The organism is Helicobacter pylori, assembly GCF_030062585.1.
Lineage (GTDB): Bacteria > Campylobacterota > Campylobacteria > Campylobacterales > Helicobacteraceae > Helicobacter > Helicobacter pylori_CN.
The window spans coordinates 1424380-1451323 of record NZ_CP071935.1 but is presented as its reverse complement, the minus strand read 5'-3'; the positions used below and the strand labels follow the sequence as shown (position 1 = coordinate 1451323).

The window sequence follows — 26944 nt, the reverse complement described above, 5'->3', positions numbered from 1 at the left end:
TCAAAAAATGAACGCATAATTCACTAATAAAAAACTGGATCGTTTGAACTGGTTGTTAGCTGAAATCAACAATCGTTCATCATTTTCTTTATTGTGATAAATCGCTCCCTCTTCTACTCCCATCCTCAAATAGCTAATCGGTAATTTGGTGCCAATCTCTAAGCGGTGTTTCCTATAAAGCGTTAAACTCACGCCCACATTAAAAGTGTAATCCACTTCAATCAAAGATTTCCATAAAAAATTAGGGCTTGAATAACCCCCTACTACCAAATTCCTCCCGTTTTGATTAGGCTTGTCTTGATAAAGCATAAGCCCTATCCCAAAACCCGCATAAACGCCTAAAAAATGCTTTTTAGTCTTAAAATCTAAAGGCATGTCAAACAATAAATCGGTATTCATAGCCCCTAAAACATAAATAAACGAGCCTACAGGCTGCTTGATTACATTCTCTTTTAACACCCCTCCCCCAAGCAATAAATCCCCATAAAATCGTGTCCCAAAATAAGGCACAAAGTATTTTTGATACCCGAATTTAACGCTAATCATAGAAACAGGAGCGTCAATCTTGATATTGTTTTTAAACGCGCTAGGGGCATTTGCACCATATTTGTCTAACATTTCCCCTTGATAAGACAAGTTCAGTTCCCCATAAGCATACCCGCCCCCTAAAAAAACCCCGCTCTTATCATCGGCTATGGAAAAAGATTTGAGTAATTTTTTTCTTTTCTTTGAAGAAATCTTTGGGTAAGTTCGCTCTAAATATTCTTCTTCAAACTTATCCTTATCCATCTCTTTGGGCGAAACCCCTTTTTCGGTGAGCTGTTGCTTTAAATGGTTTATTTTTTCGTCTAATTGTTGGTTTTCTTCTTCTAAATTGTCATAATCTGTCGCTTGAAGTCCCAGTATGAGCGCGATATAAATCAAACAATATTTAAATTTCAACATTTTAGCCTTTACAATAAATAGTTGTAACTAATATAATAAATATTAGTGCTTTTAAAATAATATAAAAAGGTTTGCGAAGTTTCTTTTAAGGGAGGCATTTTTAAGGCTAATTCAAAGCGGTGTTTGAGGTTAAGCGTCATGCTCACCCCTAAATTTAACACTAACCCAAAAGCGTTAGGCTGTGAATACCCTTTAATCTCTTTTAAATTTTGATACATCCCATTCCACCCCACTCCAACGCCTCCAAATATCCCTAACGCAAACCTTTTTTCTTTGTCAATAGGCTTATCCATCAATAGATCAATATTCAAGCTTGCGGTTTGATAAGAAGCTAAAGAATCGCTTTTAAACCCTTTCATCGCTCCCCCTAAATATTCCCCATAAAAGCGTAAGGCGCTAATCCCGTTAGCAAAATACTTTTGATACCCGCTCCTTAAGCCATACAACAAAGGAGAAGCTTGAATGTTGTTTAAAGATTCAAAGCTCTCATAAGATCGGGCGTAAGAATGAGCGTTAATGCCTATATCGCCAAGAATTACGCCTATAAAAAAACCGCTCTTATTTTTAGCCATTCGTTGGAATAAGATGGCTTCATTTTTTTCATGCAATTCCCCTTTGAGCATGTAAAGCTGGCGTTTTTTCTTATGGATTTCTTCAAGCAGGCTTTTTTCATCAATATTCTTTTTAACTTCCTTGTTTTCTTCAAACTCTAGCGTTTGGGCGCGTTTTTCTTCCAAAAGAATGGGAGCGTCTTTAGGGGGATTTTCTTCAGTCATATTCTCTTGAGCCGTATTTTCTTCAGCATTCAAGCCTAAAATAAAACCAAAGCATAAAATAAAATTTCTTATTTTTTTAGAACACATATTGATACCCAATGCTTGCTATAGCTCCCCACCAAGTCTCTTTTGAAGAATTAGATTGCAAAAAAGGGAAATTATTTAAAATTTTAAATTCAAATTCAATGCGGTTTTTTTCTAATACCGTTAGAGCCAAGCCTGCGTTAAAAGACATCCCCCATTCCGCCGTATAATTCACCCCATGCGCTACAACCCCCAAGCCTAAACCCATATACCCCCCCATATAAAGGTATTTCCCCACAAAAGGCAAAGGAAAATCCAATAAAAAATCCCCATTCAGCATAACCGATTGAAACCCCACGCTCCCAAAGCCCGCTTTTTTAGGAGCTCCTCCATAATATTGGATATAAATGCGCCTGCCAATGATATTTGGCTTGACCAAGCGTGCAAAAAACGACGGCCTGAAAGTTTGATAGCCAAAACGCAAGCCATAAGCGAACAAATAATTTAAAATATTCCCGGTGATGCTAGAGCTATTGGTTCTAACCATGATTTCATGGTTGTAAAAAAACCCGGTATTGATCCCTAAAATAAGCCCGCTTTTAGCGTTCGCCCTCTTTAAATCTCTGATTAATTCTTCAACTTCTTTATCTTCATAGGCTTTATAATACTTGATATACTTATAGTATTTTGGGTCTAAGGTGTCATAATCAAGTGCGTTCAACCCCGCATAAAACCCCATTAAAAACCATAAAATAACATATTTTTTAAGACCCAAAATCGCTAAATCCCTTGAATTGTTTGTTAAAAGTTTTTTCCAATTATACTAAAATAATTAAAATGACCGGTTAAAGTTGAGTGAAATTTTACCCACCCCAATAAAGTCATGCTACAATGCCACTATATTTAACACTTAGGATTTTTAATGAGCATGCAAACCGCCCCAATTAAAAAAATCACTCTCAACCACCTCCAAGCTAAAAAAAATCAAGAAAAAATCATCGCCATTACCGCTTATGACGCGCTGTTCGCTCACATATTTGATCCGCTAGTGGATGTGATTTTAGTGGGCGATAGTTTGAATATGAGTTTTTTCAACCAAAACGACACTTTAAGCGCAAGTGTAAAAATGATGCTCTATCACACTAAAGCCGTGTGCGCGGGTGCTAAGACTCCTTTTATCATCACAGACATGCCCTTTGGAAGCTATAAAGATGAAAAAACAGCCCTAAAAAACGCCATTAGAGTTTATAAAGAAACCCAAGCGAGTGCGATCAAATTAGAGGGGGGGAAAGAAAAAGCGAAATTGGTTAAAACGCTCACTGATGAGGGCGTTATTGTGGTAGGACACATCGGCTTGATGCCCCAATTCGTGCACCTTGATGGAGGTTATAAGATTAAGGGCAAAAATGAAGAGCAACAAAAAAAGCTTTTAGAAGACGCCTTGAGTTTAGAAGAAGCTGGGGTAGGTTTGTTGGTTTTAGAGGGTATAACCACCCCTATTGCTCAAAAAATCACGCAAAAAATCAAAATCCCCACGATCGGCATAGGGAGCGGCAAGGATTGCGATGGGCAGATTTTAGTGTGGAGCGATATGTTAGGCTTTTTTGATAGCTTTAAGCCTAAATTCGTGCGAGAATACCTTAAGGGGAAAGAATTGATTCAAAACGCGCTTCAGCAATACGCTGATGATGTGAAAAAGGGAAACTTCCCTAACGAATTAGAAAGTTATCATTAAATGAAAGAACGGATAGTCAATTTAGAAACTTTGGATTTTGAAACTTCTCAAGAAGTGAGTTTGCGCCCTAATCTTTGGGAAGATTTTATCGGTCAAGAAAAGATTAAAAGCAACTTGCAGATTTCTATTTGTGCGGCTAAAAAACGCCAAGAGAGTTTGGATCACATGCTCTTTTTTGGCCCGCCCGGTTTGGGTAAAACTTCAATCAGCCATATCATCGCTAAAGAAATGGAAACCAATATCAAAATCACCGCCGCTCCCATGATAGAAAAAAGCGGTGATTTAGCCGCCATTTTGACTAATTTGCAAGCTAAAGACATTCTTTTTATTGATGAAATCCACCGGCTCAGTCCAGCGATTGAAGAGGTTTTATACCCGGCTATGGAAGATTTTAGACTGGATATTATCATAGGCTCAGGCCCAGCCGCTCAAACCATTAAAATTGATTTACCCCCTTTCACCCTCATCGGCGCTACCACTAGAGCCGGAATGCTCTCTAACCCCTTAAGAGACAGATTTGGCATGAGTTTTAGAATGCAATTTTATAGCCCTAGCGAACTGGCCCTCATCATTAAAAAAGCCGCCGTTAAACTCAACCAAGACATCAAAGAAGAAAGCGCTGATGAAATCGCTAAAAGGAGTAGAGGCACGCCAAGGATCGCTTTAAGGCTTTTAAAAAGGGTACGCGATTTTGCGCTAGTCAAAAATTCAAGCTTGATGGATTTAAACATCACTTTGCATGCTTTGAATGAATTGGGCGTGAATGAATTAGGCTTTGATGAAGCGGATTTGGCGTATTTATCTTTGTTGGCTAACGCTCAAGGAAAGCCGGTGGGTTTGAACACGATTGCAGCGTCTATGAGAGAAGATGAAGGCACGATTGAAGACATGATTGAGCCTTTTTTACTCGCTAATGGTTATTTAGAGCGCACCGCTAAAGGCAGAATCGCCACGCCTAAAACCCATGCACTTTTAAAAATCCCCACTTTAAAGTCTCAAACTTTATTTTAATCTTGTTTGGAAAGAAAATTACACTACAATAACGATAAAATTTTAAAGGGTGTGAAAGTAGATTATTATGTTTGGCATGGGCTTTTTTGAAATCCTTGTGGTGTTGGTTGTAGCGATTATCTTTTTAGGGCCAGAAAAATTCCCCCAAGCCGTCGTGGATATGGTGAAATTTTTTCGCGCGGTTAAAAAAACGCTCAATGACGCTAAGGACACTTTAGATAAAGAAATCAATATTGAAGAAATCAAAAAAGAAACCTTAGAGTATCAAAAACTCTTTGAAAATAAAGTGGAGAGTCTTAAGGGCGTTAAGATTGAAGAATTAGAAGACGCTAAAATAACTGCAGAAAAGGAGATTAAAAGCATTCAGGATTTGATGCAAGATTACCAACAAAGCCTAGAAAACAACGCACCCCCTAACCATTCCAATAAAGAAGTTTCCAATGAAGAAGCCTTAAATGAAGAAGCTTCAAGCGATGAATCTCTTAAAGAAGTCCAATTAGCAACCGATAACAACGCCAAAGAACACGACAAAGAAAAAGAGCATGTTTGAAGATTTAAAACCGCATTTACAGGAATTAAGAAAGCGTTTGATGGTTTCTGTGGGAACGATTTTAGTGGCGTTTTTGGGGTGTTTTCATTTTTGGAAAAATATTTTTGAATTTGTTAAAAATTCTTATAAAGGCACGCTCATTCAGCTCTCCCCTATTGAAGGGGTCATGGTAGCGGTTAAAATCAGTTTTTCAGCCGCTATCGTCATTTCCATGCCCATTATTTTTTGGCAATTGTGGCTTTTTATCGCTCCAGGGCTTTACAAGAATGAAAAAAAAGTGATTTTGCCTTTTGTGTTTTTTGGGAGTGGGATGTTTTTAATTGGGGCGGCGTTTTCTTATTATGTGGTGTTCCCTTTCATCATTGAATACTTGGCCACTTTTGGGAGCGATGTGTTTGCGGCTAATATTTCTGCGTCCAGTTACGTGAGCTTTTTCACACGCTTGATTTTAGGCTTTGGCGTGGCGTTTGAATTGCCTGTTTTGGCGTATTTTTTAGCTAAAGTGGGCTTGATTACCGATGCGAGCTTGAAAGCGTATTTCAAATACGCTATTGTAGTGATTTTTATTGTAGCAGCCATTATCACTCCCCCTGATGTGGTGAGTCAAATCTTTATGGCGTTGCCCTTAGTGGGGCTTTATGGGCTTTCTATTTTAATCGCCAAAATGGTCAATCCGGCTCCCAAAGACAACGGAGAAGACAGCGAAAATGACACCAAAGAGAATTAGTTGAAAGAATTTGATCTAGAAAGCTATGATTATTGTTTGCCTAAGGAATTGATCGCCAACTACCCCATTTTGCCCAAAGAAAAGGCTAAATTACTCGTATATGAAAGGCGTTCGCAAACAATCACGCACACCACTTTTGAGCATGTTTTAGATTTTTTCCCTAAAAACGCCCTTATTGTGTTGAACGACACTAAAGTGATGAAGGCCAGGCTTTTTGGATCTAAGCATGCCTTTTTGCCATCAAAAACGACCGAAGTGTTTTTCCACCGCTTTTTTAAAGACAATACCGCCCTAACTCAAATCAAGGGTAAGATCAAAGTGGGGGATAAAATCTTTTTTGATGAAAATTATTACGCTGAAGTTTTGGAATTACTCCATAACGGCCAACGCTTGATCGCTTTTTATGACCATAAAACCCCCTTAAATCAAGAAAATATCTTAAAGCTTTTAGAGCAATACGGGCATATGCCCTTACCCCCTTATATTAAAAGAGCCGATGAAAGTTTGGATGCGCATGAATACCAGAGCGTGTTCGCCAAACACACCGGCGCAGTGGCTGCCCCTACAGCGTCATTGCATTTTTCTCAAAATACCTTAGAAAAATTATTGAAAGATTTCAAGCACGCTTTTTTAACCTTGCATGTGGGGGCTGGGACTTTTCTTGGCGTAGAAACTAAAGATATTAGAGAGCATCAAATCCATACAGAAGTTTTACGCATTCCTAAAAAGAGTCAAGAAATTTTGCAAGAATCCCAAGAGATTTTATGCATCGGCACGACCGCTTTAAGGAGCGTGGAATATTTCAAACGCTTAAAAAACCCTAATCAAGAGGCGTTTGAATGCGATATATTCTTGCATCTTGCTAATCCTATTTTGCATGTTAATTATTTGCTCACTAATTTCCATTTGCCCAAATCAAGCCTTTTAATGCTTGTGAGTGCGATGATAGGCTTAGAAAAAACCAAAGAAATCTACAAAATAGCCATAGAAAAGAAGTATCGTTTTTATTCTTATGGCGATGGGATGCTGATTTTATGAACCCCTTATTGCAAGATTACGCGCGCATCCTTTTAGAATGGAATCAAACGCACAACTTGAGCGGCGCGAGGAATTTAAGCGAGTTAGAACCCCAGATCACAGACGCTCTAAAGCCCTTAGAATTTATCAAAGATTTTAAAAGCTGCTTGGATATTGGGAGCGGGGCGGGACTTCCTGCTATCCCTTTAGCCCTTGAAAAACCTGAAGTCAAATTCATTCTTTTAGAGCCAAGAATAAAAAGAGCGGCTTTTTTAAACTACCTTAAAAGTGTTTTGCCTTTAAAAAACATTGAAATCATTAAAAAGCGTTTAGAAGATTATAAAAATCTTTTACAAGTGGATTTAATCACTTCTAGAGCGGTCGCTAGCTCTTCTTTTTTGATAGAAAAAAGCCAACGCTTCCTAAAAGATAAGGGGTATTTTTTATTTTATAAAGGCGAGCAGTTAAAAGATGAAATCGCTTGTAAAGACAATGAATGCTTTATGCATCAAAAACGAGTTTATTTTTACAAATCAAAGGAAAGTTTATGTTAAGAATTTTAATCCCCCTACTCATTATTGTATGGATTTTATGGCGTTTGTTTTTGAGACAAAAACCCCACAAAGACGACCCCAAAGACAACCACTCTTACACGCAACAAACCCCCAAAGAATTAGAAGATCACATGATTGTATGCTCTAAATGCCAAACCTATGTCTCTAGCAAAGACGCTATTTATAGCGGGGCGGTAGCCTATTGCAGTGAAACTTGTTTGAAGGATAAGAGGTAAATATGCTTATTTTAGGACACCCTTTAATCCCTAGCACTCGTTTTGTTTTCATTAAAGACACCGATGCTATTCATTCCAGCACCAATAACGATATAGTGTGTTTTGAAGCACACCCAAAAAATTTGGAATTAGCTAAGTATTGCTGTGAAAATAGCGTCAATTTTAGCGTGATCTTTTTATCGCACAAGATAGAAACGGACGCCTTTTTTTTATTCAACGCTTTCAAACCGCTCTATTGCATTTTTAAGGATATTAAGCAAGCCATACTCGCCCAACAACACGCCACTAATTACTTATTAGATAGCAAAATCTTGTTTTCTATGGATTTAAACGATACAGAGTCATGGGAAATTTGTGCTAAAAATCAAATAGATGGCGTCATTTCTAAAGACTCACTCCTTTTAAAATAAGCCCTTTTTAAACAAATCTTAGTTATAATAAGCCCTTTTTAAGGGGAGATGTCCGAGTGGTTGAAGGAGCACGCCTGGAACGCGTGTAAGGTGCAAGCCTTCGAGGGTTCGAATCCCTCTCTCTCCGCCATTTTAAAAATGCCACGAGTGCGAAACAAAAAACAAAAAGCTCCTTTCAAACAAGCTACGCCTTTCAGGCGTTAAAAAGATTTTCATGCCAATTTCTACATCCACCTTATGATACAAAACGATCGTGCGAAACTGCACCCCAAACTTCCCAATAGCCCTAAAATAAGTGTTGTGAAAATTGAAATCTTTCAATGAATCCCAAGTATTCACCACCAAATCTTTGACTTTATTATTGAGTATCCATGTGTTAGCTGCTAGTTGCAAACCAAAGAAAAAAGCCCAGCGGTTGATAGGGTTTTTAGCGTAGGCGACCATGAAATCCCCTCCCACCCCATAAGTGAACATGTTCGCTTGCAAAGTAGAGTCATTATTAAAAAGCACATTGCCATAATCTATAAAGAAATAATACCTAGAATAAGCCCAATCGTTTTTAGGATTCACTTCATAGCCTTGAAGGATTGAAGCCCCTTGTAAAAGCTTGTTGGTGTTTAAAGGGCGCATAAACACCGTGCCTATTTGATAAGAAGAAGACATATAACTCAAATTTTCAGCATTTAAAATATTTAAAAAACTCATACTCAGTATTAAAATTCTTAAATAATGCACTTGCTTGTAAAATCCTTGTCTTTCTTTTTCAAACCATCCAATGACCCTTTATCACGCTCAAAAGTTAGGGGTGTCTTATTATTTTTGAACTATTATCATAGCAAACAAACTGAATTTTTTTACAAATAAGGACGCTCATTGAACGCTCCATCTCAGCCAATGATTAATGTTAGTCAAGGTAATTTTAATCAAAACATGCTATTATTTGGAACGATTTATTATTATAAGGCGTTAGAGACGCTTTGGCTGTTTAAAAGAATCTAATTTAAATGCAATCTTAAAAGGAGAAGCGCTTTGAAACTACTAGTAGTAGATGATAGCTCAACTATGAGAAGAATTATTAAAAATACACTTTCACGCTTAGGCTATGAAGATGTTTTAGAAGCTGAGCATGGGGTGGAAGCTTGGGAGAAACTGGACGCTAATGCGGACACTAAGGTGCTTATCACAGATTGGAACATGCCTGAAATGAACGGCTTGGATCTCGTTAAAAAGGTGCGCTCTGATAGCCGTTTTAAAGAAATCCCTATTATCATGATCACCACAGAGGGCGGTAAGGCCGAGGTCATTACGGCTTTGAAAGCGGGCGTGAATAACTACATTGTGAAACCTTTTACCCCCCAAGTTTTGAAAGAAAAATTAGAGGTTGTTTTAGGGACGAACGATTGAGTGTTAGAATCAATGTACTATGAGTTTTTCTTTATCTTCCCTAAGGAGCGAGAGCTTTTTGAGGGCTTTCTTTTAGACACCACGCGTCTAGCCTTAGAAGAATCAAGCTTAGACAATTTAAAAGCGTTTGATGATGAAGAAACCATTGAGTTTATAAGCCAATCCAATTGGCATTATTTCGCCACTCATGACCCCCTAAAGAAAGATTTAAAAGAAAAACCCCCACACCTCAAAAATTTCGTTATTTTACGCTCTGAAAAGGATTTGAATCACTCGCTCATTCCAGCATTAAAAGCGTTTTGTTTGAATTTAAAACAAAACCTGCAAAGTGAGTTTGATTTTTTCTATCTTTCACGCAATTTGGCTTCAAAAGACTGGCTAGAAGCCTACAAACAAGCTATTTTACCGGTGCAATGCGCCAAATTTTACATACACCCTAGCTGGCATCAAAAACCAAGCCATATCGCTACAGATGATAGCATAATGATTGATCCGGCTTTGGCCTTTGGATCAGGCCATCATGAAAGCACTTCTATGTGTTTGGAATTGCTCTCTAACCTTGATTTAAAACGCAAAAACGCTTTAGATGTGGGCTGTGGGAGCGGGATTTTAAGTATCGCCCTAAAAAAACAAGGCGTTAGTGCTTTAGTAGCTTGCGATACGGATAGTTTAGCCGTTGAAGAAACCCTAAAAAATTTTAGCCTGAATCAAACACCCCTATTAGTGCAAGATAAGGTCATTTATGGCTCTACGCAAAAAATTGAAGGGCGTTTTGATATTATTGTGGCGAACCTTGTCGCTGATGTGATTAAGAGTTTGTATAGTGAATTTGTGCGGCTTTGTAACCACACTCTTATTTTGTCAGGGATTTTAGAAACCCATTTAAACTCTGTTTTACAGATCTATTATAATGGATTTGAGGTTTTAGAGCAACGAAAGCGTAACGAATGGGTCGCTCTAAAATTGCTTAAAAAACAACCAATAAATTAAGGATTATAATGAAACCAACGAACGAACCTAAAAAACCTTTTTTTCAAAGTCCCATTATCCTTGCGGTTCTTGGAGGGATTTTACTCATTTTTTTTCTGCGCTCTTTCAATTCTGATGGCAGTTTTTCGGACAATTTCTTAGCTTCTAGCACTAAAAATGTGAGCTACCATGAAATCAAACAGCTCATCAGCAATAATGAAGTGGAAAATGTGAGCATCGGTCAAACTTTGATCAAAGCCAGCCATAAAGAGGGCAACAATCGTGTGATTTATATCGCTAAACGAGTGCCTGATTTGACCTTAGTGCCTTTGTTAGACGAGAAAAAAATCAATTATTCTGGTTTTAGCGAGTCTAACTTTTTTACGGACATGTTAGGGTGGCTCATGCCTATTTTAGTGATTTTAGGGCTATGGATGTTTATGGCAAACCGCATGCAAAAAAATATGGGTGGGGGTATTTTTGGCATGGGGAGTGCGAAAAAACTCATTAACGCTGAAAAACCTAATGTGCGTTTTAATGACATGGCGGGCAATGAAGAAGCCAAAGAAGAGGTGGTAGAAATCGTAGATTTCTTAAAATACCCTGAACGATACGCCAACTTAGGGGCTAAAATCCCTAAAGGCGTGCTGTTAGTAGGGCCTCCAGGAACGGGTAAAACCCTTTTAGCAAAAGCGGTGGCCGGCGAAGCGCATGTGCCGTTTTTCTCTATGGGAGGGAGCAGTTTCATTGAAATGTTTGTGGGCTTAGGGGCAAGCAGGGTTAGGGATTTATTTGAAACCGCTAAAAAACAAGCCCCTAGCATCATTTTTATTGATGAAATTGATGCCATAGGTAAAAGCCGAGCGGCTGGAGGCGTGGTGAGCGGGAATGATGAAAGAGAGCAAACCTTAAACCAGCTCTTAGCCGAAATGGATGGTTTTGGGAGCGAAAACGCGCCTGTGATTGTCTTAGCTGCAACGAACCGCCCTGAAATCTTAGACCCGGCCTTAATGCGTCCAGGGCGCTTTGACAGGCAGGTTTTAGTGGATAAGCCTGATTTTAATGGCAGGGTGGAAATCTTAAAAGTGCATATTAAGGGCGTGAAACTCGCTAATGATGTGAATTTGCAAGAAGTCGCTAAGCTCACTGCAGGCCTTGCTGGGGCGGATTTAGCGAATATCATCAATGAAGCCGCGCTTTTAGCAGGAAGAAACAACCAAAAAGAAGTCAGGCAACAGCATTTAAAAGAAGCGGTTGAAAGAGGGATTGCAGGGTTAGAAAAGAAAAGCAGGCGCATCAGCCCTAAAGAAAAGAAAATCGTCGCCTACCATGAAAGCGGGCATGCCGTGATTTCTGAAATGACTAAAGGGAGCGCTAGGGTGAATAAAGTCTCTATCATTCCAAGGGGCATGGCGGCTTTAGGCTACACCCTTAACACGCCTGAAGAAAACAAATACTTGATGCAAAAACACGAACTCATCGCTGAAATTGATGTGCTTTTAGGCGGGAGGGCGGCTGAAGAAGTCTTTTTGGAAGAAATTTCTACCGGTGCGAGCAACGATTTAGAAAGAGCGACTGATATTATTAAAGGCATGGTGAGTTACTACGGCATGAGCAGTGTCAGTGGGCTTATGGTGTTAGAAAAGCAACGGAACGCCTTTTTAGGAGGCGGTTATGGAAGCAGTAGGGAATTTAGCGAAAAGACCGCAGAAGAAATGGATCTTTTCATTAAAAACCTACTAGAAGAGCGCTATCAGCATGTCAAACAAACCTTAAGCGACTATAGAGAGGCGATTGAAATCATGGTCAAAGAATTGTTTGACAAAGAAGTCATTACAGGCGAAAGGGTGCGTGAAATCATCAGCGAATACGAAGCCGCCAACAATTTAGAAAGCCGTTTGATCCCTTTAGAAGAGCAAGCGAGTTAAAAGTGCGATCTTGCAAACAGATTTTTGATAAGGGTTTAAAGCCCTATTATAAACATTCTGTTTGCTTAAAGCCTTTTTTTAAATTCTGTTTTCTAAAAATTCATGCTTATCAACAGCGTTATAAAGCGTTCGCTCTAACGCTCTTTTCTTGTAGGTTTTTTAACGCTTGTGAGATTTTTATTCCCATAATGGATTTTAAAATCGTTTTTATTCCCATTCTAAAAGCCAAGTTAAAAAGAGTTTCTAATGCCTATTAACCCTCTCTATCTTTTCCCTAATCTTTTCACCGCTAGCAGTATTTTTTTAGGCATGATGAGTATTTTTTACGCTTCCAGTTATCAATTTGTCATGGCGTGTTGGTTAGTGGTAGCGAGCCTTATTTTAGACGGGCTTGATGGGCGTGTCGCAAGGCTTACCAACACCACTAGCAAGTTTGGTATTGAATTTGACTCTCTGGCTGATGTGGTCGCTTTTGGAGTGGCCCCAAGCTTAATCACTTACTTTTATGTGGGGTATAACTTTGGGCGCATAGGCATGGCGGTGAGCGCGTTGTTTGTGATTTTTGGAGCGATACGATTAGCGCGATTCAATATCAGCACCAACACAAGCGACCCCTATTCTTTCATCGGTATCCCCATTCCTGCGGCGGCGGTATTGGTGGTGCTTTGTGTGTTATTGGATAACAAATACCATTTCTTAGAAGGCAATACCGAAAAGTTATTTTTAAGCTTTATTGTCTTGTTGGGGGTGCTTATGGTGAGCAATATCCGCTACCCTAATTTTAAAAAAGTCAAATGGAATCTCAAGCTTTTCATCTTAGTGTTGATTTTTTTATCGTTAGTGTTTGTGCGCCCTTTAGAAGCTTTAAGCGTGTTTATGGGGCTGTATTTGATTTATGGCATCATTCGGTGGCTCTTTTTAATGGTAAAAATTATTTTTAATAAAAATAAAAGCGCATGAAAGAATCTTTTTACATAGAGGGAATGACTTGCACGGCATGTTCTAGCGGGATTGAACGCTCTTTAGGGCGTAAGAGTTTTGTAAAAAAAATAGAAGTGAGCCTTTTAAATAAGAGCGCTAACATTGAATTTAACGAAAACGAAACCAATTTAGACGAGATTTTTAAACTCATTGAAAAGCTAGGCTATAGCCCTAAAAAAACTCTAGCAGAAGAAAAAAAAGAATTTTTTAGCCCTAATGTTAAATTAGCGTTGGCGGTTATTTTCACGCTTTTTGTGGTGTATCTTTCTATGGGGGCGATGCTTAGTCCTAGCCTTTTACCTGAAAGCTTGCTTACGATTAACAACCATAGTAATTTTTTAAACGCTTGCTTACAGCTTATAGGCGCGCTCATTGTCATGCATTGGGGGAGGGATTTTTACATTCAAGGGTTTAAAGCCTTATGGCACAGACAGCCTAACATGAGTAGCCTTATCGCCATAGGCACAAGCGCTGCTTTAATTTCAAGCCTGTGGCAATTGTATTTCGTTTATACAAGCCAGTGGTCTTATGGGCATTATTATTTTGAAAGCGTGTGCGTGATTTTAATGTTTGTGATGGTGGGCAAACGCATTGAAAATGTTTCTAAAGACAAAGCCTTAGATGCCATGCAAGCTTTGATGAAAAACGCCCCAAAAACCGCCCTTAAAATGCAAAATAACCAACAGATTGAAGTTTTAGTGGATAGCATTGTGGTGGGGGATATTCTAAAAGTCCTCCCTGGAAGCGCGATTGCGGTGGATGGCGAAATCATAGAAGGCGAAGGGGAATTAGATGAGAGCATGTTAAGCGGTGAAGCGTTGCCCGTTTATAAAAAAGTCGGCGATAAAGTCTTTTCAGGGACGCTCAATAGCCACACGAGTTTTTTAATGAAAGCCACGCAAAATAACAAAAACAGCACCTTGTCTCAAATTGTAGAAATGATCCATAACGCTCAAAGCTCAAAGGCAGAGATTTCTCGCTTAGCGGATAAGGTTTCAAGCGTGTTTGTGCCAAGCGTGATCGCTATCGCTGTTTTAGCGTTTGTGGTGTGGCTCATCATTGCGCCTAAGCCTGATTTTTGGTGGAATTTTGGGATCGCTTTAGAAGTGTTTGTATCGGTTTTAGTGATTTCTTGCCCTTGCGCTTTAGGGCTGGCTACACCTATGAGTATTTTAGTAGCGAACCAGAAAGCGAGTTCTTTAGGCTTATTTTTTAAAGACGCTAAAAGTTTAGAAAAAGCAAGGCTAGTCAATACGATCGTTTTTGATAAAACCGGCACGCTCACTAACGGAAAACCTGTCGTTAAAAGCGTTCATTCTAACATAGAATTATTAGAGTTATTGAGTTTGGCGGGCAGTATTGAAAAGAGCAGCGAGCATGTCATTGCTAAAGGGATTGTAGAATACGCCAAAGAGCATAACGCTCCCTTAAAAGAAATGAGCGGAGTTAAAGTGAAAACGGGTTTTGGCATCAGCGCTAAAACAGATTATCAAGGCACTAAAGAGATCATTAAAGTAGGCAATGGCGAGTTTTTTAACCCTATTAACGCACTAGAAATTAAAGAAAACGGGATTTTAGTGTTTGTGGGTAGAATGATTAATGAAAAAGAAGACGAGCTTTTAGGGGCGTTTGTTTTAGAAGATTTGCCCAAAAAAGGCGTGAAAGAGCATATCGCTCAAATCAAAAAATTAGGCATTAACACTTTTCTTTTAAGCGGGGACAATAGAGAGAATGTCCAAAAATGCACACTTGAATTAGGGATTGATGGTTATATCAGCAACGCCAAACCACAAGACAAGCTCAATAAGATCAAAGAGCTTAAGGAAAAAGGGCAGATCGTGATGATGGTAGGCGATGGCTTGAATGACGCCCCTAGCCTTGCTATGAGCGATGTGGCGGTGGTGATGGCTAAAGGGAGCGATGTGAGCGTGCAAGCAGCGGATATTGTGAGCTTTAACAACGACATTAAATCGGTTTATAGCGCGATTAAATTAAGCCAGGCGACCATTAAAAATATCAAAGAAAATTTGTTTTGGGCTTTTTGTTATAATAGCGTGTTTATCCCTTTAGCTTGTGGGGTTCTTTATAAGGCTAATATCATGTTAAGCCCGGCGATTGCGGGTTTAGCGATGAGTTTAAGCTCTGTGAGTGTGGTTTTAAACTCCCAAAGGCTAAGGAATTTTAAAATTAAGGATCATTGAATGAAAGTTACTTTTCAAGTGCCAAGCATTACTTGCGACCATTGCGTGGATAAAATTGAAAAATTTGTGGGCGAAATTGAAGGCGTGAGCTTTATTGATGCGAGCGTGGAAAAAAAGAGCGTGGTTGTAGAGTTTGACGCTCCAGCGACACAGGATTTGATTAAAGAAGCCTTATTAGATGCGGGGCAAGAAGTGGTGTGATATAGAGGTAGTAGTTTAAAGACCGCAACGTTCAAAAGGGTTGTTGTCTTTGAATGCTTTGTTTGGGTGTTTTTACGCCCTTTAATGGTGATTTATCATAACAATAAGAGAAAAAAATTATCGCATTTTCCTTTTCTCATTTCCATTTTTGATACAAACGAATCTGCCTGTTCAAGCTGCTAATTACACCACTAATAAAAAAAAGGGAATTACGAGACAGATTGCTTCTGCATTGCGAACGAATCAGTTCAGAGATTTTAACAAACAATACGCATAGATCAATCAGGTTTCATGTTGCCAACAAGGCATAAGCCTTGTATGCATTCAATAGGGACAAGAATACGAGAGCAATCATCCTTTAAGTCATTGTCTAGTCGCTGTATTAAGCCATCCATACCCTTTTGGACCCTTTTGGATTATCTCATGCATTCTTTCTAAAATACGATGCCCCCTTGCTGAAAAAGAACAAGATGAATGCATGGTGTAGAGTCTATTGCTTGTTTTGCTTAGCCTCTCTGTTAAGTTAGGTAATGATAAATAAAGATTTCTAATATCTGGCATCACTATCCTTTATTTGCGATTATCATATTTTATCAGGCGTTGCCTTAAAATGCTATGAGCTCTTTTGGTAAGGTTTATCCATCCCTACACAAATTTCACCAAGATCATCCCGCTAAACGCATCATTTTTGTAAAATTCTATGCGATAGATCCTTTCTTGCTTATCTAGTGAAAAGCGTTTTTGAAAATCTTTAAATCTAATCGTATAGCCCATTTCATTAGGCTTACTCTCATTAGAAACGCTAAAGCCAATCACATTCGCGCGGATATTATCCATAGCATGGATATAAAAACTCTCTTTCACTTCAACCACGCTCCCTATTTTAACCATTTGATCCTTATTGTCAATTTGCATTTTCACTTCTTCTAAAGAAGGATCAAACTCTATGTAAAAGGGCGATAATCGTGTCATGAGCTTGTTGCCGTATTTTAAAAACACTTCTTGCTTATTTTTGACTAGCCCCACAATGTAAGCGTTGCTCTCTATGGGGATTTGTGGGATTTTAGTGTTGTGGGGCAAAGGGAAATGATTGAGTTTAGGGCGTAAATTAAAAAGGGGCATTTTAGGCAGAGAGCTGATTTTTGCCCACAAGCTTTTATCATTGATTAGGGCATGCACGCTGTTAGGGTTAAGCTCAAAATCGCGCTTAAAAGGGATATTGAGCTGATTGAGTAAGCCTTCAATGGCTTGCAAATGATAAAACACCCTTGATGCCAAAGGGAGTTCTTTGCTGGCTTCATTGGCAAAAGCGCTCTTTTTTTGGTTGATCGCATAAAAAGTTAGGGCTTTTTGCATTTCTGTATCGCCTTGTGCGGTGTGCGTGTTTTTTAAATGATACTCCTCAATGGGGTGCAATAAATGGGCGTTGATGCTCTCAATCGTATTGTTTGCAAAAGCAAGCAAATTAGGGAATTTCGCCCCTTTAACTTCATCTTGATCAATAATAAAGCAATTCCCCCAACGCTTAGGATTGAGCGTCGCATCAATATAAATAGGGCGATAATACCCACCGCCATCATGCAAATGCAAGACGGCATCCACGCTGGGTTTTGCAATCAAGGATTTGATTTCTTGGATAGTGGGGTATTCAGGGTCATTCTTGTCTAAAGCGGCAAATTTGCGGTTCATATCCCCATACAAGCCCCTATGGTTTCTTAACATGGAAGGCTTATTCAATACCGGAACCACTTCCACCAAGCCTTTTAAAACGCTATAATGCATTAAAAACAAATTAGTTGCATTAAACCCTCCAGGCTCATCGCCTTGAATCCCTGCTAAAAGCAACAAATGGGGGGCTTTGTCCCTATCCTCTACATTTGTAGGGGCTTTTTCTATCATCTCTATCGCATGCAAAAACACCAAAGAATACAAGCCCCACACTAAAAGCCATATTTTTTTCATCCCATCTCTCTACTATTTGAAACTAAAAGATCGCTAATTATACCTAAAAACCTTTTTAAGGGGGTTTTTTAAAGTTTCCATAAAAAAGGAACGAAAAATGCTTGTGAATGATTAATTCTATTTAAAAGGTTTTTTATGGATATTTTAAAAACTCTTCAAAAGCATTTGGGCGATGTTGAAACAAGCGATTTTAAAACCAATGCGATAGAAAAATCCCAACAAATCGCCAAATTCAGTAGGGACATGAAAAATATAAACGAGAGCGTTGGGGCGTTGCAAGTCTTGCAAATCGCTTGCAAAAAGCTTTTCAATAAGAGCATGGGTTTAGAAGATAAAGACGCTTTGCAAACTTCTATCATCAAACAAGAATTGCGAGAAATTGTAGAAAATTGCCAGTTTTTAGCCTCCCCTTTGTTTGACACCCAACTCAACATTGCAATCCATGATGAAGTTTTTTCCATGATTGTGGATAATCCTTTGGATTTATTGGAAAATGTAAGCGAGTTTCAAGCTTATTTGGGAGAAAAATTAAACGAAATTAAGGAATTATTAGGTTATTTGAGTGAAAGCCTTTCAAACCCTAAAGCTTTCATGCCAAGTTTTTCAAATAAAAGCCCTAAAGATTTGTTGAGCGATAACTTGAGGACTTAAAATCTAGCCCTCTAATTTAGAAAATTTGATTTTCCATAAAAAGAATGAGCCTAAAAACGCTATTACGAATAAGCCCACCAAGTAATAGCCCAAGTCTGTAAATTCCAGGCTTTGTAGGGCACTTAAAAGGCGGTTTTCAAATTTTAAATGGAGTTTCTCGCTAACGACTTGAAAAAGCTCAATCAACCCGATAAAAAGCGCGATAAACACGCTTAAAGCGGTGATGGAGATGTTGTAGTAGATTTTCCTTAAAGGGGTTTTGAACGCCCAATCATACGCCTTGAGCATGAACGCCCCATCTAATGTGTCAAACAAACTCATGCCAGCGGCAAAAAGAATGGGTAAAGAGAGCATGCCCACCACACTCACTTTAATCGCACTGCTAGAAAGGGCTAAAAGTGCGATTTCACTAGCGGTATCAAAGCCTAGCCCAAAAAGAAAACCCACAGGATAAATGTGCCACGACTTGGAGATGAAATTAAACAAAGGCTTAAAAAAGCGATTAAGTAAGCCCCTACTCGTTAAAAGCCGTTCAATCTCTTCATTTTGTTGCTGGCTCAAGCTTTCGTTAGAATGCGATTTTTTGAAGATTTTTAATAGATCTATTAAAATAATCGCATTCAATAGCCCTATAATGAGCAAGAAAAGCCCAGAAACTAAAGTCCCCACTACCCCCCCTATTTCTTCTAGCATCGGCGTATGCTCTTTGGCCCAAGCGATCGCAAACGCGCTGATGATGGTCATTAAAATCACCACGCTTGAATGCCCCATAGAAAAGTAAAACCCCACACCATAGGCGTTTTTGCCTTGTTGGGTGAGCTTTCTAATGGTGTTGTCTATGCAAGCGATGTGATCCGCATCAAACGCATGCTTTGCCCCTAGCATGTAAGCCATAGACGCCGCCGCATAAAACGAAGCGTTATTAGCCATAAAAAGTAACGCCAAACCCAATGCATGCAAGAACACAATCGCTAAAAAATAAGGAAACCACAATTTCACAACGTGCCTTTTTGTAAAAATAATATTTTTTAGATAATTGTAATATATTTTGTTAAATTAGAAAATCTTAAAATTTGTTTTTTGATTATTTTCTGCGAATTGCCCTAGAAAATTTTTAAGGGGAATGAGAGATTTTGAGTTAAAATCAATCGCTTCTTTTAGTTTTTCATATTCTTCTTTGTATTTTTCCTTTATTTTACCTTTACTATCAAAAATATCTAAATTCTCTAATCCAAGTGCTTCTAAATAGGCATGCCACTTACTTTTTCTTATGTTCTTAATCGGTTTATAATATTCTTTACTTTTAATGCATTCTAAGTATCCTTCAAAGCATTTAAGAAATTCATCGTGTTTAGCAATTTCTAATAATAGGGTTTCTAAATCGCCATCATCTTGATTGTTAGGGAATAAAAAGATTTGTTCTTTTGGAAAATCAATCCCTTTTTCTTTGAATTCTTTACGAATATGCTTAAGCTTGTTATCAAAACCTGCATCGCGTTCTTGGTTCTCTTCTTTTATGTCTGCATCAAAAATAATGCACACTTGTCCATATTCTTGGTTTTCATTCTTTAAAATATTCTCAATTCTTTCACAAAATTCATCTGAGAATATTTTATTTTTACCTCCTACATGGATTATATCAAAATGAGCTTGATCAAAATGATCTTCATTTTTCCAAACATCAAGACACCAACTTAGAAAAATTTTATCATTTTTTCCTTCTGTATAAATGAGTGTCTTTTTACTCATAGTTATTTTCCTTAAACCTTTCTTTACCTCCAAAAAGATTGGCACCATTCTTGAAATAAAGAGATAAATTTTCTCCATAATAAGGCTCTGCAACGATTAAATCATCGTATTGTTCCAAGCAAAACAACTTAGTTTGATGCACAAAATCCTTTTCTCTGATAACTTGATCTAGAATTTCTATAAATTCTTGGCTGTGGGTGGTCATAAACACTTGCAAATTACCATCTTTGTTGTCGTTGATAAAATCAATAACACACCTTAATAATAATTTCATGCGAGAAAAGTGTAAGCCATTCTCTACTTCATCAATATAAATCGTTTTTGCGTTATCAACCATAAAAACACTTACAATATGCAAATATTTCTTCAAACCATCGCCAAATACAGATAGTGGGACTTTTTCTTTGATATTTTTCACTTTTAATTTGAGTTGGTTGTTGGTGTTAAAGCTAATAGATTGGATATTGTTATCAAATTGATTAAGATGTTTATTTAATTCTTCTTCTAATTGGTTGTTACTGCAAATTTTACTCACCGCTTGAATCATATGAGCTTGCCTGTAAACAACATCGCTAGGTATTATGGTAGCGCTTTCAAAGGGTAAAAGTTTTTGCAATTGATTAGGATCAAAATTCTTAAATTGCCTGTTGTAGCCTGACTGATTAGGAATTGGTGGGAAATTAGGAACTTTAGCAATATTTAAATGATCGTTATAGATTTCTTCATTATTTTTTTTAAGAGTGAAATTAAGCTGAGAGAGCATTTGAGTTTGTTCTGCTGTAGGTATTATTTGCGACTCTATTACCTTTTGGTTTTCACTGGCTATGAATTTTATTTGCAAGTCCAAGGTCTGATTGTTGTCTAAAGTTGTAACAATTTGTATTTCTTCCTTAGTGTCTAAACCATAAAACATTAAGCTTTTTGATTCTGATGTTAAAGGCTCTTTGCGTATATTGTCATAAATTTCTAATACATTAGTGCATGGGTGCATGGATTTACCTACCAAATAATACAACGCTTCTAACAAATTGGATTTGCCCGCATTGTTTTGGCCGGTGATAATATTAAGTTTGGTAAAACCATCAATTTGAGTGTCCTTAAAAGTCTTAAAATTTTTAATGCGAACAGATTGAATCATCGAACCCCTTTATCCAAACAAAAATTGATGCTAAATTTTCATATTATAACGCATGCGATTACGAAAAAATTTAATAGGAAATAAATAAGAAATCATAAAAATAAAAACATTATATAAATTATCCTATTTGGATTAGTTTTTCCCACCCAAAAATTTGATCCATTCGTCTCTATCAATCAAAAGCACTTCATTAGCTTGAGCCAGTTTTTGAGCCGCTTGCGTGAAGTAGCTGTTAGTGATCACGCAGGCTTTTTCGCAAGCGTAGTAAGCTTTAGAAGAGACCACCTCTTGAATGGCTTTGGGCGAAACTTTGTGCGAGTAGCGTTTGGCTTGAACCGCCCATTTGACGCCGTCTTTTTCTATAATCAAATCCGCTCCATAATCGCCGCTTTTTTGAGTGATTGTAACTTCAAAACCCTTTGAAGTGAAAAAGATTTTGGAATATTCTTCAAATTCAAAGCCGTTCATGGCGTCTATTTTTTGCAAAATGCGTTTGAGTTGGCGCTTCTTATACGAAGAGATAACGCCTTGAAAAAGCACTAACATGGAAAAAACGCCAAGAATTGCCAACAATTTTAAAAGCAAATCGTTAGCCGAGGTTACTAATTTCAATTCTAGGGCTTTTTCCAATAAAACATGCCAAGTTAAATAAATCCCTACCGAAAACAAAACAACAAAAATAAAAAATAAAATCTTTTTCATGCCCTAAAGCCATGCCGCATTTTCTATAGCGTTCAAACGCTTTTCTAAACCCTCCATAAGAGAATAGTAAGCCTTATTAAGGGCTTTGATTAAAGCGTTATGATAGGATTTATCTTCTTGGGGAAAAAGAGAGGGGTTATCGCCCAAACGATTGGCGTAATCAACAGGCACGCTGAGAGCGGTGGGGATTAAAAGGGTGTCAAACGGGCAAGTGGTTTGCGGGACGCATTCTAAAATCAAGCTCGCTTGAAGGTTTAAAAAACGCATGACAGATTTAGGGTCAGCGTTAGGCTCAATCGTCTTTTTAAGCCTTTCTTTAATGGCTTTTAAATCCTTAGGACTCTCTTCAAAAGAAAAAAAAACATTGCCTGAAATATTGAAAGTGAGAGCGCTTTTATCTTTTAAAAAATAAGCGATTTGCTGGGCGATCGCTTTTTTAAATTCTTTTTGGTAAAAGGGCGGCACAAAACGGGCGTTAAAAAAGATTTTAGGTGGGTTTAAAGTAAAAACGGTTTTTAAAGTGCTGTTTTTGGGGTAATCTTTATATTTTAAATGCAGAGTCGTGTTGTTGAAAAACTGACACCCTAGTAAAATAAAAACAACACCAACGCTTAAAATCCTTAGCATTCTATCAAACGCCCATGCTCTAATTTCACATGCTTAGTGGCTAATTTTAGCGTGCTTGGGTTATGCGAGATGAGAATGATCAAGCGGTTTTGTTTCAATTCCAAAATGCTTTGCTTAACGCTCTCTTCTGTGTTATTGTCCAAAGCGGAAGTGGCTTCATCAAAGATTAAAACTTGAGCGTCTTTATACAAAGCTCTTGCAATGGCGATCCTTTGGCGTTGGCCGCCGCTAAGGTTAGCGCCAAATTCATCTAAAACGCTCTCTATCCCATGAGGCATTTTTTCCACAAAATCTAAGGCTTGAGCTTTTTTTAGGCATTCTTTGATTTTCACCTCATCAATTTCTAAACCATACGCCACATTTTCAGCCACGCTCCCGTTAAAGATAAACACCCTTTGAGTGACAACGCTAATCTTTTCCCTTAAGGATTTTTGAGTGATGCTCTCTATTTTTTGATCATTGATGAAAATTTCGCCCTTGCTTGGCTCATAAAGGCGTAAGATCAGATTCACTAATGAGCTTTTACCGCTCCCGCTTTCGCCCTTTAAAGCGATGATTTCATTTTGTTGGAATTTCAAACTAATATCGCTTAAAACATAACGCTCTTGATTGTCTAGCGCATAAGCCAGCCATACCTTTTTAAATTCTATGGTGTGTATAGCGTTATCTAGCGTTAATTCCCCATCAATAATGACCGGCTCTCTTTCTAAAATCTCATGGATCCTGTCGCTAGCGACTAAGGCTTCTTGAAAATTAGAAACAATCCTAGTTAGGCGTTTGATCGGCGTATAGAGCATAAAAAGGGCCGTGATGAAAGAAAAAAACGCCCCCACGCTAATATGGCCCCTAATCACTTCATTCCCCCCTAAATAAATCACTAACGCTATAGCGATTGAACCTAAAAACTCCATTAAAGGCGAAGAAATTTCAGCCACGGCGATGTTTTTGATACCGATTTTAAAAAACGCTTCATTTTCTTTCACAAAAGCCTTATGCTCTAATTTTTCGCCATTAGAGATTTTAATCGCTTCCACATTGTTAAAAACTTCACTCAAACGAGCGGTGATTTTGGCGTTACTCTCTTGATGGGCTTTAGCGAGTTTTTTAACCTTACGAATGATTTTACTGATAGGAATGGCCGCTAGCGGCATGATCACTAGCCCCACTAGTGCTAATTTAGGGCTTTGATAGATCACCACCCCCACTAATCCAACAATGGTTAGTCCCTCTCTTAGGCTCTCTGAAAGGTAATTGGACAAACTCGCTCTAATCAAACCTATATCATTGGTGATCCTTGCGATCAATTCGCCCTTTTTCGTCCTATTAAAAAAATCCATTTCCATTTTGAGAAGGCTTTCTAACATGGTGTTGCGTATTTTTTTGACAATATCAAGCCCAATGAAATTGGTGAAATAAGTGCCTAAATACATGCCCCCACTCTTACCCAAATACGCCAAAATCACTAAAAAAGGCAGGATTTTGAGCATGTGAGTGTCTTTATTGATAAAAATTTCATCTAAAGTGGGCTTGACTAAATAAGTCCCCCAAGCCGTGCTTAAAGCCACCACCAAAGAAGAAAATAAAACCACTATAAAACTTTTATAATGCTCTTTAAGGTATTTAGAATACCGCCTGAAAAAGAGTTTCAAATGCTTAACCTTTGGATTTGATTAAACTTGTATTATAGTGTTTTTATTAAGGGATTTTTAACGCTTTAATAAACAGCTTAAAGCGATTGATTAGAATTTAGCGCTAAGGGTTGTCATCAAATGGCTCCTGTCTGAATAAAGCGCTTTAGAGCCGGGCGTGGGTCTGTAACTCCCTACCGTAAAGCCTGAATGCGTCATCACGCCCAAATATTCTAATTTCACACTCGCTGTCAAACTCTTACTGATCTTATAGCCCACATTAACAGCCGCGCTCGCTTCATTGGCTAAAGTGCCGCTAGTCCAACGCCATAAAGTCCCCCACAGCCACTTTTTATGCACGCCCCCACCAAAAACCCAGCCAGAGACGGCATCAGCGGTTACCACATGGCTTAAGGCTTGCCCTATATCATAAACGCTATTGGTCCAAAAATCAATGCCTAAAGGGTTTCCTGTCGTGCCGATGTAAGCGTTTGCGTTTTTCCACACTTTATAAAACGCTCCTCCGAAATTAAATTCATTGTAATCAAATCGTTGCCTAATGAGCAAGCTTTGCCCAGCAGTACCAGCTTTCACAGCGTAACGATAAGTATCCCTTCTTAAGGGGGCATGGACAGGGAGCAAAATATAAGCTTTCGTTTCGGATCTAAAGCCCACGCCATTGAAATTAGGGTTACTATCATAGCCTACAGCCACCCCAGGGCTATAATAGGTCCCAGGCGAAAATTGGAAAAAAGGGCTGACGCTAATTCCTTTTCTTTCATAAGTGTAGTTCACTAAATGGATACCATAATTTAGAGTGCGCCCGTTTTTAATCACGGTTCTTGGAGAGTAAAAATCATAAATCCACTCCCCATAAGCGAACGCCCTACCCCATGAGCTAAACCACCATAATTTGTGGCTTGCTTCATTTTTATCCTTAACTTTAGCGCTGATTTCAAAGCCTTGCGTGTAACCGCTCATATAAGGAGCATTAGATTGATAACGCCCTCCTTTAGCCGTAAAAATATCCTTATAGCGGTATTCTAAAAAAGCGTTATTCATCAAATAATTACGGCGGATTTTATTAGCCCTAGCGTTCCCGCATGCTATAGAATCAATCACCTTGCCATCAGATCCAAGCGCGCACTCATGGATACTCGTGCCATCAAGCAAGGCTCTTTTACCCCCTAAATAGCCATCCCAATAACCGATGTAGTTATAAATAACCGATCCGCCTTGATTGAATTTGGTGTCATCATAAGCGACCCCTCCTAGCGTGCCGCCGACTTTTCCCTCTAAAACATGCCCTTGATCTTTAAGGCCTTTGGATAAAAAATCCGCATAAATATTGCCCTGACCTACAGCGGTTACAAAAGTCTCTGTAGGATAAATCCCCCTAGCTATGTCAATCTTTTTTTTATTAAAGCCAACTTTAGAAAAGGACTCCGCCAAAACTTCAATTTTATAATCAAACGCTTGCACAGAAGCGTTCAAACTCAAAACGTATAAACCACAAAAAACTTTATTCTTTAAAGGCGCGCTATTTTTCATTTTTTCCCTTTTAATAGCCAATACATCTTAAAGACTATACAATTCTTAACTGATCTAAAAACAAAGAAGCATAATCAAGCTATTTATTTACTTTTAATTAACTCAACTATTTTAGATTATAACGAAATTTTTTTAGTTTCATCATAAAATGAGATAGAGTAAATCAAAATTTAATCAAAGTGGGATTTTTGCACCGTTTTACAATCAAACCCACTTTTTTAATATGAAAGTTCTTATATTGATTTTAAACAATGCTAAAAGCCTTTTTTAAGTTTTTAAAACTTAATTTATTAATAAAAACTCCAACACCGCCATGCGCATTGCCACGCCATTTTTGACTTGCTCTAAAACTTTAGATCGCTTGTTTTCTAACACCGCGCTTTCTATATCAATATCCCTATGCACCGGGCCTGGGTGTAAAATAATGACCTCTTTATTTTTAGCGTGATCGTCTAGGCGTTTTTGGGTGATGCAATAAGCGTTGCCGTAATCTTTCAAGCTCGCAAAAATGGGCGCGTTGTGCCGTTCGGTTTGGGTCCTCAAACTCATTAAAATGTCAGCAAATCCTATCGCTTCTTCAACGTTATGCGTCGTTTTTAAAGAAACGCTAGGGAGCATGGAGCTTGGAGCGCACAGCATGATCTCAAGCCCTAGCCTTTGGAGCAATTTAATGTTGCTATTAGCCACTCTTGAATTTTTCACATCGCCTATGAAAGCGATTTTCTTCCCTTTTAAATTTTCCAAACTGCCAAAATGCTGATAAAGGGTGAACAAATCTAATAACGCTTGGGTAGGGTGAGCGCTTGTGCCGCTTCCTGCGTTAATCAAGGGGCATTGTGAAAATTCAGCTAATTTAAAAGGTGCGCTTGAAAAAGCATGCCGTGTGATGATAGCGTCAGGCTGCATGGCATGGATATTTTTGAAAGTGTCTATTAGGGTTTCACCCTTTGAAGTGGAGCTCGTTTGCATGTTTAATTTCACTATTTTTGCCCCCAACCTTAGGCTTGCGATTTCAAAACTAGACACCGTTCTGGTGGAATTTTCAAAAAATAACGCCACGATGATTTTATTGTGCATTTTTTCTTTCGTTTCTAAAGATACGGCGTTAAAATCGTTCGCATAAACGCTCGCTTTGTTCAATAAAAGCTTGATTTCATCTAGGCTTAAATCGCTGGTTTGGAGCAAGTGTCGGCATTTTTTTGGCATAAAACCCCCTTTTAGTTATAATATCGGTTTTATTTTAGCTAAAAATGGCATGGGTTTTAGC

General features: G+C 38.3%; 29 protein-coding genes and 1 tRNA gene. 17 read left to right on the top strand and 13 right to left on the bottom strand.

Going from position 1 to position 26944, the window contains the following annotated elements:
- The 3 genes from J5F42_RS07010 to J5F42_RS07000 are packed head-to-tail and all read right to left on the bottom strand — an operon-like array spanning position 1 to position 2520.
- Positions 1-945, bottom strand: a complete 945-nt coding sequence (locus J5F42_RS07010) for an outer membrane beta-barrel protein (RefSeq protein WP_283491283.1) — start codon at positions 943-945, stop codon at positions 1-3.
- Positions 946-953: 8 nt separating this feature from the next.
- Positions 954-1808, bottom strand: a complete 855-nt coding sequence (locus J5F42_RS07005) for an outer membrane beta-barrel protein (protein ID WP_097699128.1) — start codon at positions 1806-1808, stop codon at positions 954-956.
- Positions 1798-2520 (bottom strand): hypothetical protein, encoded by a 723-nt coding sequence (locus tag J5F42_RS07000; protein WP_050825497.1) that lies wholly within the window; start codon positions 2518-2520, stop codon positions 1798-1800. Before J5F42_RS07000 ends, J5F42_RS07005 begins: the two co-directional genes overlap by 11 nt.
- 147 nt (positions 2521-2667) lie before the next feature.
- Between J5F42_RS07000 and panB the strand changes: the two genes are divergently transcribed.
- The 9 genes from panB (at position 2668) to J5F42_RS06955 (ending at position 8115) form a co-directional block, all read left to right on the top strand.
- On the top strand, positions 2668-3480 hold the full coding sequence (panB, locus tag J5F42_RS06995; RefSeq protein ID WP_283491282.1) for a 3-methyl-2-oxobutanoate hydroxymethyltransferase: 813 nt from the start codon (positions 2668-2670) through the stop codon (positions 3478-3480).
- Positions 3481-4491 carry a Holliday junction branch migration DNA helicase RuvB gene (gene ruvB / locus J5F42_RS06990; RefSeq protein WP_000664485.1) on the top strand — a complete coding sequence of 337 codons (1011 nt, stop codon included), beginning with the start codon at positions 3481-3483 and terminating at the stop codon, positions 4489-4491.
- 67 nt (positions 4492-4558) lie between these two features.
- On the top strand, positions 4559-5041 hold the full coding sequence (tatB, locus tag J5F42_RS06985) for a Sec-independent protein translocase protein TatB (protein WP_078251363.1): 483 nt from the start codon (positions 4559-4561) through the stop codon (positions 5039-5041).
- Positions 5034-5768, top strand: a complete 735-nt coding sequence (gene tatC / locus J5F42_RS06980) for a twin-arginine translocase subunit TatC (protein WP_078247101.1) — start codon at positions 5034-5036, stop codon at positions 5766-5768. Before tatB ends, tatC begins: the two co-directional genes overlap by 8 nt.
- The gene (gene queA / locus J5F42_RS06975) at positions 5769-6806 is read left to right on the top strand and encodes a tRNA preQ1(34) S-adenosylmethionine ribosyltransferase-isomerase QueA (RefSeq protein WP_097567143.1); all 1038 of its coding nucleotides are present in this window, start codon (positions 5769-5771) and stop codon (positions 6804-6806) included.
- Positions 6803-7339: a 16S rRNA (guanine(527)-N(7))-methyltransferase RsmG gene (gene rsmG, locus J5F42_RS06970; protein WP_097699386.1), complete on the top strand. Its 537-nt coding sequence runs from the start codon at positions 6803-6805 to the stop codon at positions 7337-7339. Before queA ends, rsmG begins: the two co-directional genes overlap by 4 nt.
- On the top strand, positions 7333-7575 hold the full coding sequence (locus J5F42_RS06965; protein ID WP_000944365.1) for a PP0621 family protein: 243 nt from the start codon (positions 7333-7335) through the stop codon (positions 7573-7575). The genes rsmG and J5F42_RS06965 overlap by 7 nt, the downstream gene beginning before the upstream one ends.
- A 2-nt stretch (positions 7576-7577) precedes the next feature.
- Positions 7578-7985 (top strand): hypothetical protein, encoded by a 408-nt coding sequence (locus J5F42_RS06960; protein ID WP_097699385.1) that lies wholly within the window; start codon positions 7578-7580, stop codon positions 7983-7985.
- A 42-nt stretch (positions 7986-8027) separates the two neighbouring features.
- Positions 8028-8115, top strand: a tRNA-Ser gene (locus J5F42_RS06955).
- A 2-nt stretch (positions 8116-8117) separates the two neighbouring features.
- Here J5F42_RS06955 and J5F42_RS06950 read toward each other — a convergent pair.
- Positions 8118-8690: an outer membrane protein gene (locus J5F42_RS06950; protein WP_001879972.1), complete on the bottom strand. Its 573-nt coding sequence runs from the start codon at positions 8688-8690 to the stop codon at positions 8118-8120.
- Between the two features lie 324 nt (positions 8691-9014).
- Between J5F42_RS06950 and J5F42_RS06945 the strand changes: the two genes are divergently transcribed.
- From J5F42_RS06945 to copP, 7 genes are read left to right on the top strand one after another with little or no spacing between them, the layout of a single operon-like run.
- The gene (locus J5F42_RS06945; protein ID WP_000772151.1) at positions 9015-9389 is read left to right on the top strand and encodes a chemotaxis response regulator CheY; all 375 of its coding nucleotides are present in this window, start codon (positions 9015-9017) and stop codon (positions 9387-9389) included.
- Positions 9390-10379, top strand: coding sequence for a 50S ribosomal protein L11 methyltransferase (gene prmA / locus J5F42_RS06940; protein ID WP_283491281.1), 990 nt, complete (start codon positions 9390-9392; stop codon positions 10377-10379).
- An 8-nt stretch (positions 10380-10387) separates the two neighbouring features.
- Complete coding sequence (ftsH, locus tag J5F42_RS06935) at positions 10388-12286, top strand: ATP-dependent zinc metalloprotease FtsH (protein ID WP_187915131.1); 1899 nt, start codon at positions 10388-10390, stop codon at positions 12284-12286.
- Positions 12287-12288: 2 nt separating this feature from the next.
- Entirely contained in the window at positions 12289-12543 is a 255-nt protein-coding gene (locus J5F42_RS06930) for a hypothetical protein (protein ID WP_097699381.1), read from the top strand.
- Positions 12533-13246 carry a CDP-diacylglycerol--serine O-phosphatidyltransferase gene (pssA, locus tag J5F42_RS06925; RefSeq protein WP_001122219.1) on the top strand — a complete coding sequence of 238 codons (714 nt, stop codon included), beginning with the start codon at positions 12533-12535 and terminating at the stop codon, positions 13244-13246. Before J5F42_RS06930 ends, pssA begins: the two co-directional genes overlap by 11 nt.
- Positions 13243-15468, top strand: coding sequence for a copper-translocating P-type ATPase CopA (gene copA, locus J5F42_RS06920; protein ID WP_097699380.1), 2226 nt, complete (start codon positions 13243-13245; stop codon positions 15466-15468). The genes pssA and copA overlap by 4 nt, the downstream gene beginning before the upstream one ends.
- A complete protein-coding gene (gene copP, locus J5F42_RS06915) occupies positions 15469-15669 on the top strand; it encodes a copper-binding metallochaperone CopP (RefSeq protein WP_000869064.1) in 201 nt (66 codons plus the stop codon). It abuts the gene before it with no gap.
- Positions 15670-16314: 645 nt separating this feature from the next.
- Here the strand turns inward: copP and csd4 are convergent.
- The gene (gene csd4, locus J5F42_RS06905; protein WP_097699379.1) at positions 16315-17631 is read right to left on the bottom strand and encodes a DL-carboxypeptidase Csd4; all 1317 of its coding nucleotides are present in this window, start codon (positions 17629-17631) and stop codon (positions 16315-16317) included.
- A gap of 135 nt (positions 17632-17766) precedes the next feature.
- Between csd4 and J5F42_RS06900 the strand changes: the two genes are divergently transcribed.
- A complete protein-coding gene (locus J5F42_RS06900) occupies positions 17767-18282 on the top strand; it encodes a flagellar FLiS export co-chaperone (RefSeq protein WP_097699378.1) in 516 nt (171 codons plus the stop codon).
- 3 nt (positions 18283-18285) lie between these two features.
- On the opposite strand, the gene J5F42_RS06895 is transcribed toward J5F42_RS06900, so the two are convergent.
- The 8 genes from J5F42_RS06895 to pyrB all read right to left on the bottom strand — a co-directional run bounded on the left by J5F42_RS06895 (position 18286) and on the right by pyrB (position 26883).
- Positions 18286-19281: a HoxN/HupN/NixA family nickel/cobalt transporter gene (locus tag J5F42_RS06895; RefSeq protein WP_077655321.1), complete on the bottom strand. Its 996-nt coding sequence runs from the start codon at positions 19279-19281 to the stop codon at positions 18286-18288.
- A 57-nt stretch (positions 19282-19338) separates the two neighbouring features.
- Positions 19339-20031, bottom strand: a complete 693-nt coding sequence (locus tag J5F42_RS06890) for a DUF3226 domain-containing protein (protein WP_283491280.1) — start codon at positions 20029-20031, stop codon at positions 19339-19341.
- On the bottom strand, positions 20024-21169 hold the full coding sequence (locus tag J5F42_RS06885; RefSeq protein ID WP_097699444.1) for an ATP/GTP phosphatase: 1146 nt from the start codon (positions 21167-21169) through the stop codon (positions 20024-20026). Before J5F42_RS06885 ends, J5F42_RS06890 begins: the two co-directional genes overlap by 8 nt.
- A gap of 132 nt (positions 21170-21301) precedes the next feature.
- A complete protein-coding gene (locus J5F42_RS06880) occupies positions 21302-21871 on the bottom strand; it encodes a restriction endonuclease (RefSeq protein ID WP_000721761.1) in 570 nt (189 codons plus the stop codon).
- Between the two features lie 3 nt (positions 21872-21874).
- Positions 21875-22498 (bottom strand): neuraminyllactose-binding hemagglutinin family protein, encoded by a 624-nt coding sequence (locus J5F42_RS06875; protein ID WP_097699445.1) that lies wholly within the window; start codon positions 22496-22498, stop codon positions 21875-21877.
- Positions 22492-24147: an ABC transporter ATP-binding protein gene (locus tag J5F42_RS06870; protein ID WP_283491279.1), complete on the bottom strand. Its 1656-nt coding sequence runs from the start codon at positions 24145-24147 to the stop codon at positions 22492-22494. The genes J5F42_RS06875 and J5F42_RS06870 overlap by 7 nt, the downstream gene beginning before the upstream one ends.
- Positions 24148-24237: 90 nt before the next feature.
- Entirely contained in the window at positions 24238-25677 is a 1440-nt protein-coding gene (hofB, locus tag J5F42_RS06865) for an outer membrane beta-barrel protein HofB (protein WP_283491278.1), read from the bottom strand.
- A gap of 282 nt (positions 25678-25959) precedes the next feature.
- A complete protein-coding gene (pyrB, locus tag J5F42_RS06860; protein ID WP_283491277.1) occupies positions 25960-26883 on the bottom strand; it encodes an aspartate carbamoyltransferase in 924 nt (307 codons plus the stop codon).
- Between the last annotated feature and the right edge of the window lie 61 nt (positions 26884-26944).

What these genes read in the sequence shown, in the direction of transcription:
- J5F42_RS07010 (WP_283491283.1), bottom strand. Translation starts at nt 945, where the DNA reads ATGTTGAAATTTAAATATTGTTTGATTTATATCGCGCTCATACTGGGA.
- J5F42_RS07005 (WP_097699128.1), bottom strand. Translation starts at nt 1,808, where the DNA reads ATGTGTTCTAAAAAAATAAGAAATTTTATTTTATGCTTTGGTTTTATT.
- panB (WP_283491282.1), top strand. Translation starts at nt 2,668, where the DNA reads ATGAGCATGCAAACCGCCCCAATTAAAAAAATCACTCTCAACCACCTC.
- ruvB (WP_000664485.1), top strand. Translation starts at nt 3,481, where the DNA reads ATGAAAGAACGGATAGTCAATTTAGAAACTTTGGATTTTGAAACTTCT.
- tatB (WP_078251363.1), top strand. Translation starts at nt 4,559, where the DNA reads ATGTTTGGCATGGGCTTTTTTGAAATCCTTGTGGTGTTGGTTGTAGCG.
- tatC (WP_078247101.1), top strand. Translation starts at nt 5,034, where the DNA reads ATGTTTGAAGATTTAAAACCGCATTTACAGGAATTAAGAAAGCGTTTG.
- rsmG (WP_097699386.1), top strand. Translation starts at nt 6,803, where the DNA reads ATGAACCCCTTATTGCAAGATTACGCGCGCATCCTTTTAGAATGGAAT.
- J5F42_RS06965 (WP_000944365.1), top strand. Translation starts at nt 7,333, where the DNA reads ATGTTAAGAATTTTAATCCCCCTACTCATTATTGTATGGATTTTATGG.
- J5F42_RS06960 (WP_097699385.1), top strand. Translation starts at nt 7,578, where the DNA reads ATGCTTATTTTAGGACACCCTTTAATCCCTAGCACTCGTTTTGTTTTC.
- J5F42_RS06950 (WP_001879972.1), bottom strand. Translation starts at nt 8,690, where the DNA reads ATGAGTTTTTTAAATATTTTAAATGCTGAAAATTTGAGTTATATGTCT.
- ftsH (WP_187915131.1), top strand. Translation starts at nt 10,388, where the DNA reads ATGAAACCAACGAACGAACCTAAAAAACCTTTTTTTCAAAGTCCCATT.
- pssA (WP_001122219.1), top strand. Translation starts at nt 12,533, where the DNA reads ATGCCTATTAACCCTCTCTATCTTTTCCCTAATCTTTTCACCGCTAGC.
- copA (WP_097699380.1), top strand. Translation starts at nt 13,243, where the DNA reads ATGAAAGAATCTTTTTACATAGAGGGAATGACTTGCACGGCATGTTCT.
- copP (WP_000869064.1), top strand. Translation starts at nt 15,469, where the DNA reads ATGAAAGTTACTTTTCAAGTGCCAAGCATTACTTGCGACCATTGCGTG.
- csd4 (WP_097699379.1), bottom strand. Translation starts at nt 17,631, where the DNA reads ATGAAAAAAATATGGCTTTTAGTGTGGGGCTTGTATTCTTTGGTGTTT.
- J5F42_RS06900 (WP_097699378.1), top strand. Translation starts at nt 17,767, where the DNA reads ATGGATATTTTAAAAACTCTTCAAAAGCATTTGGGCGATGTTGAAACA.
- J5F42_RS06890 (WP_283491280.1), bottom strand. Translation starts at nt 20,031, where the DNA reads ATGAGTAAAAAGACACTCATTTATACAGAAGGAAAAAATGATAAAATT.
- J5F42_RS06885 (WP_097699444.1), bottom strand. Translation starts at nt 21,169, where the DNA reads ATGATTCAATCTGTTCGCATTAAAAATTTTAAGACTTTTAAGGACACT.
- J5F42_RS06880 (WP_000721761.1), bottom strand. Translation starts at nt 21,871, where the DNA reads ATGAAAAAGATTTTATTTTTTATTTTTGTTGTTTTGTTTTCGGTAGGG.
- J5F42_RS06875 (WP_097699445.1), bottom strand. Translation starts at nt 22,498, where the DNA reads ATGCTAAGGATTTTAAGCGTTGGTGTTGTTTTTATTTTACTAGGGTGT.
- hofB (WP_283491278.1), bottom strand. Translation starts at nt 25,677, where the DNA reads ATGAAAAATAGCGCGCCTTTAAAGAATAAAGTTTTTTGTGGTTTATAC.
- pyrB (WP_283491277.1), bottom strand. Translation starts at nt 26,883, where the DNA reads ATGCCAAAAAAATGCCGACACTTGCTCCAAACCAGCGATTTAAGCCTA.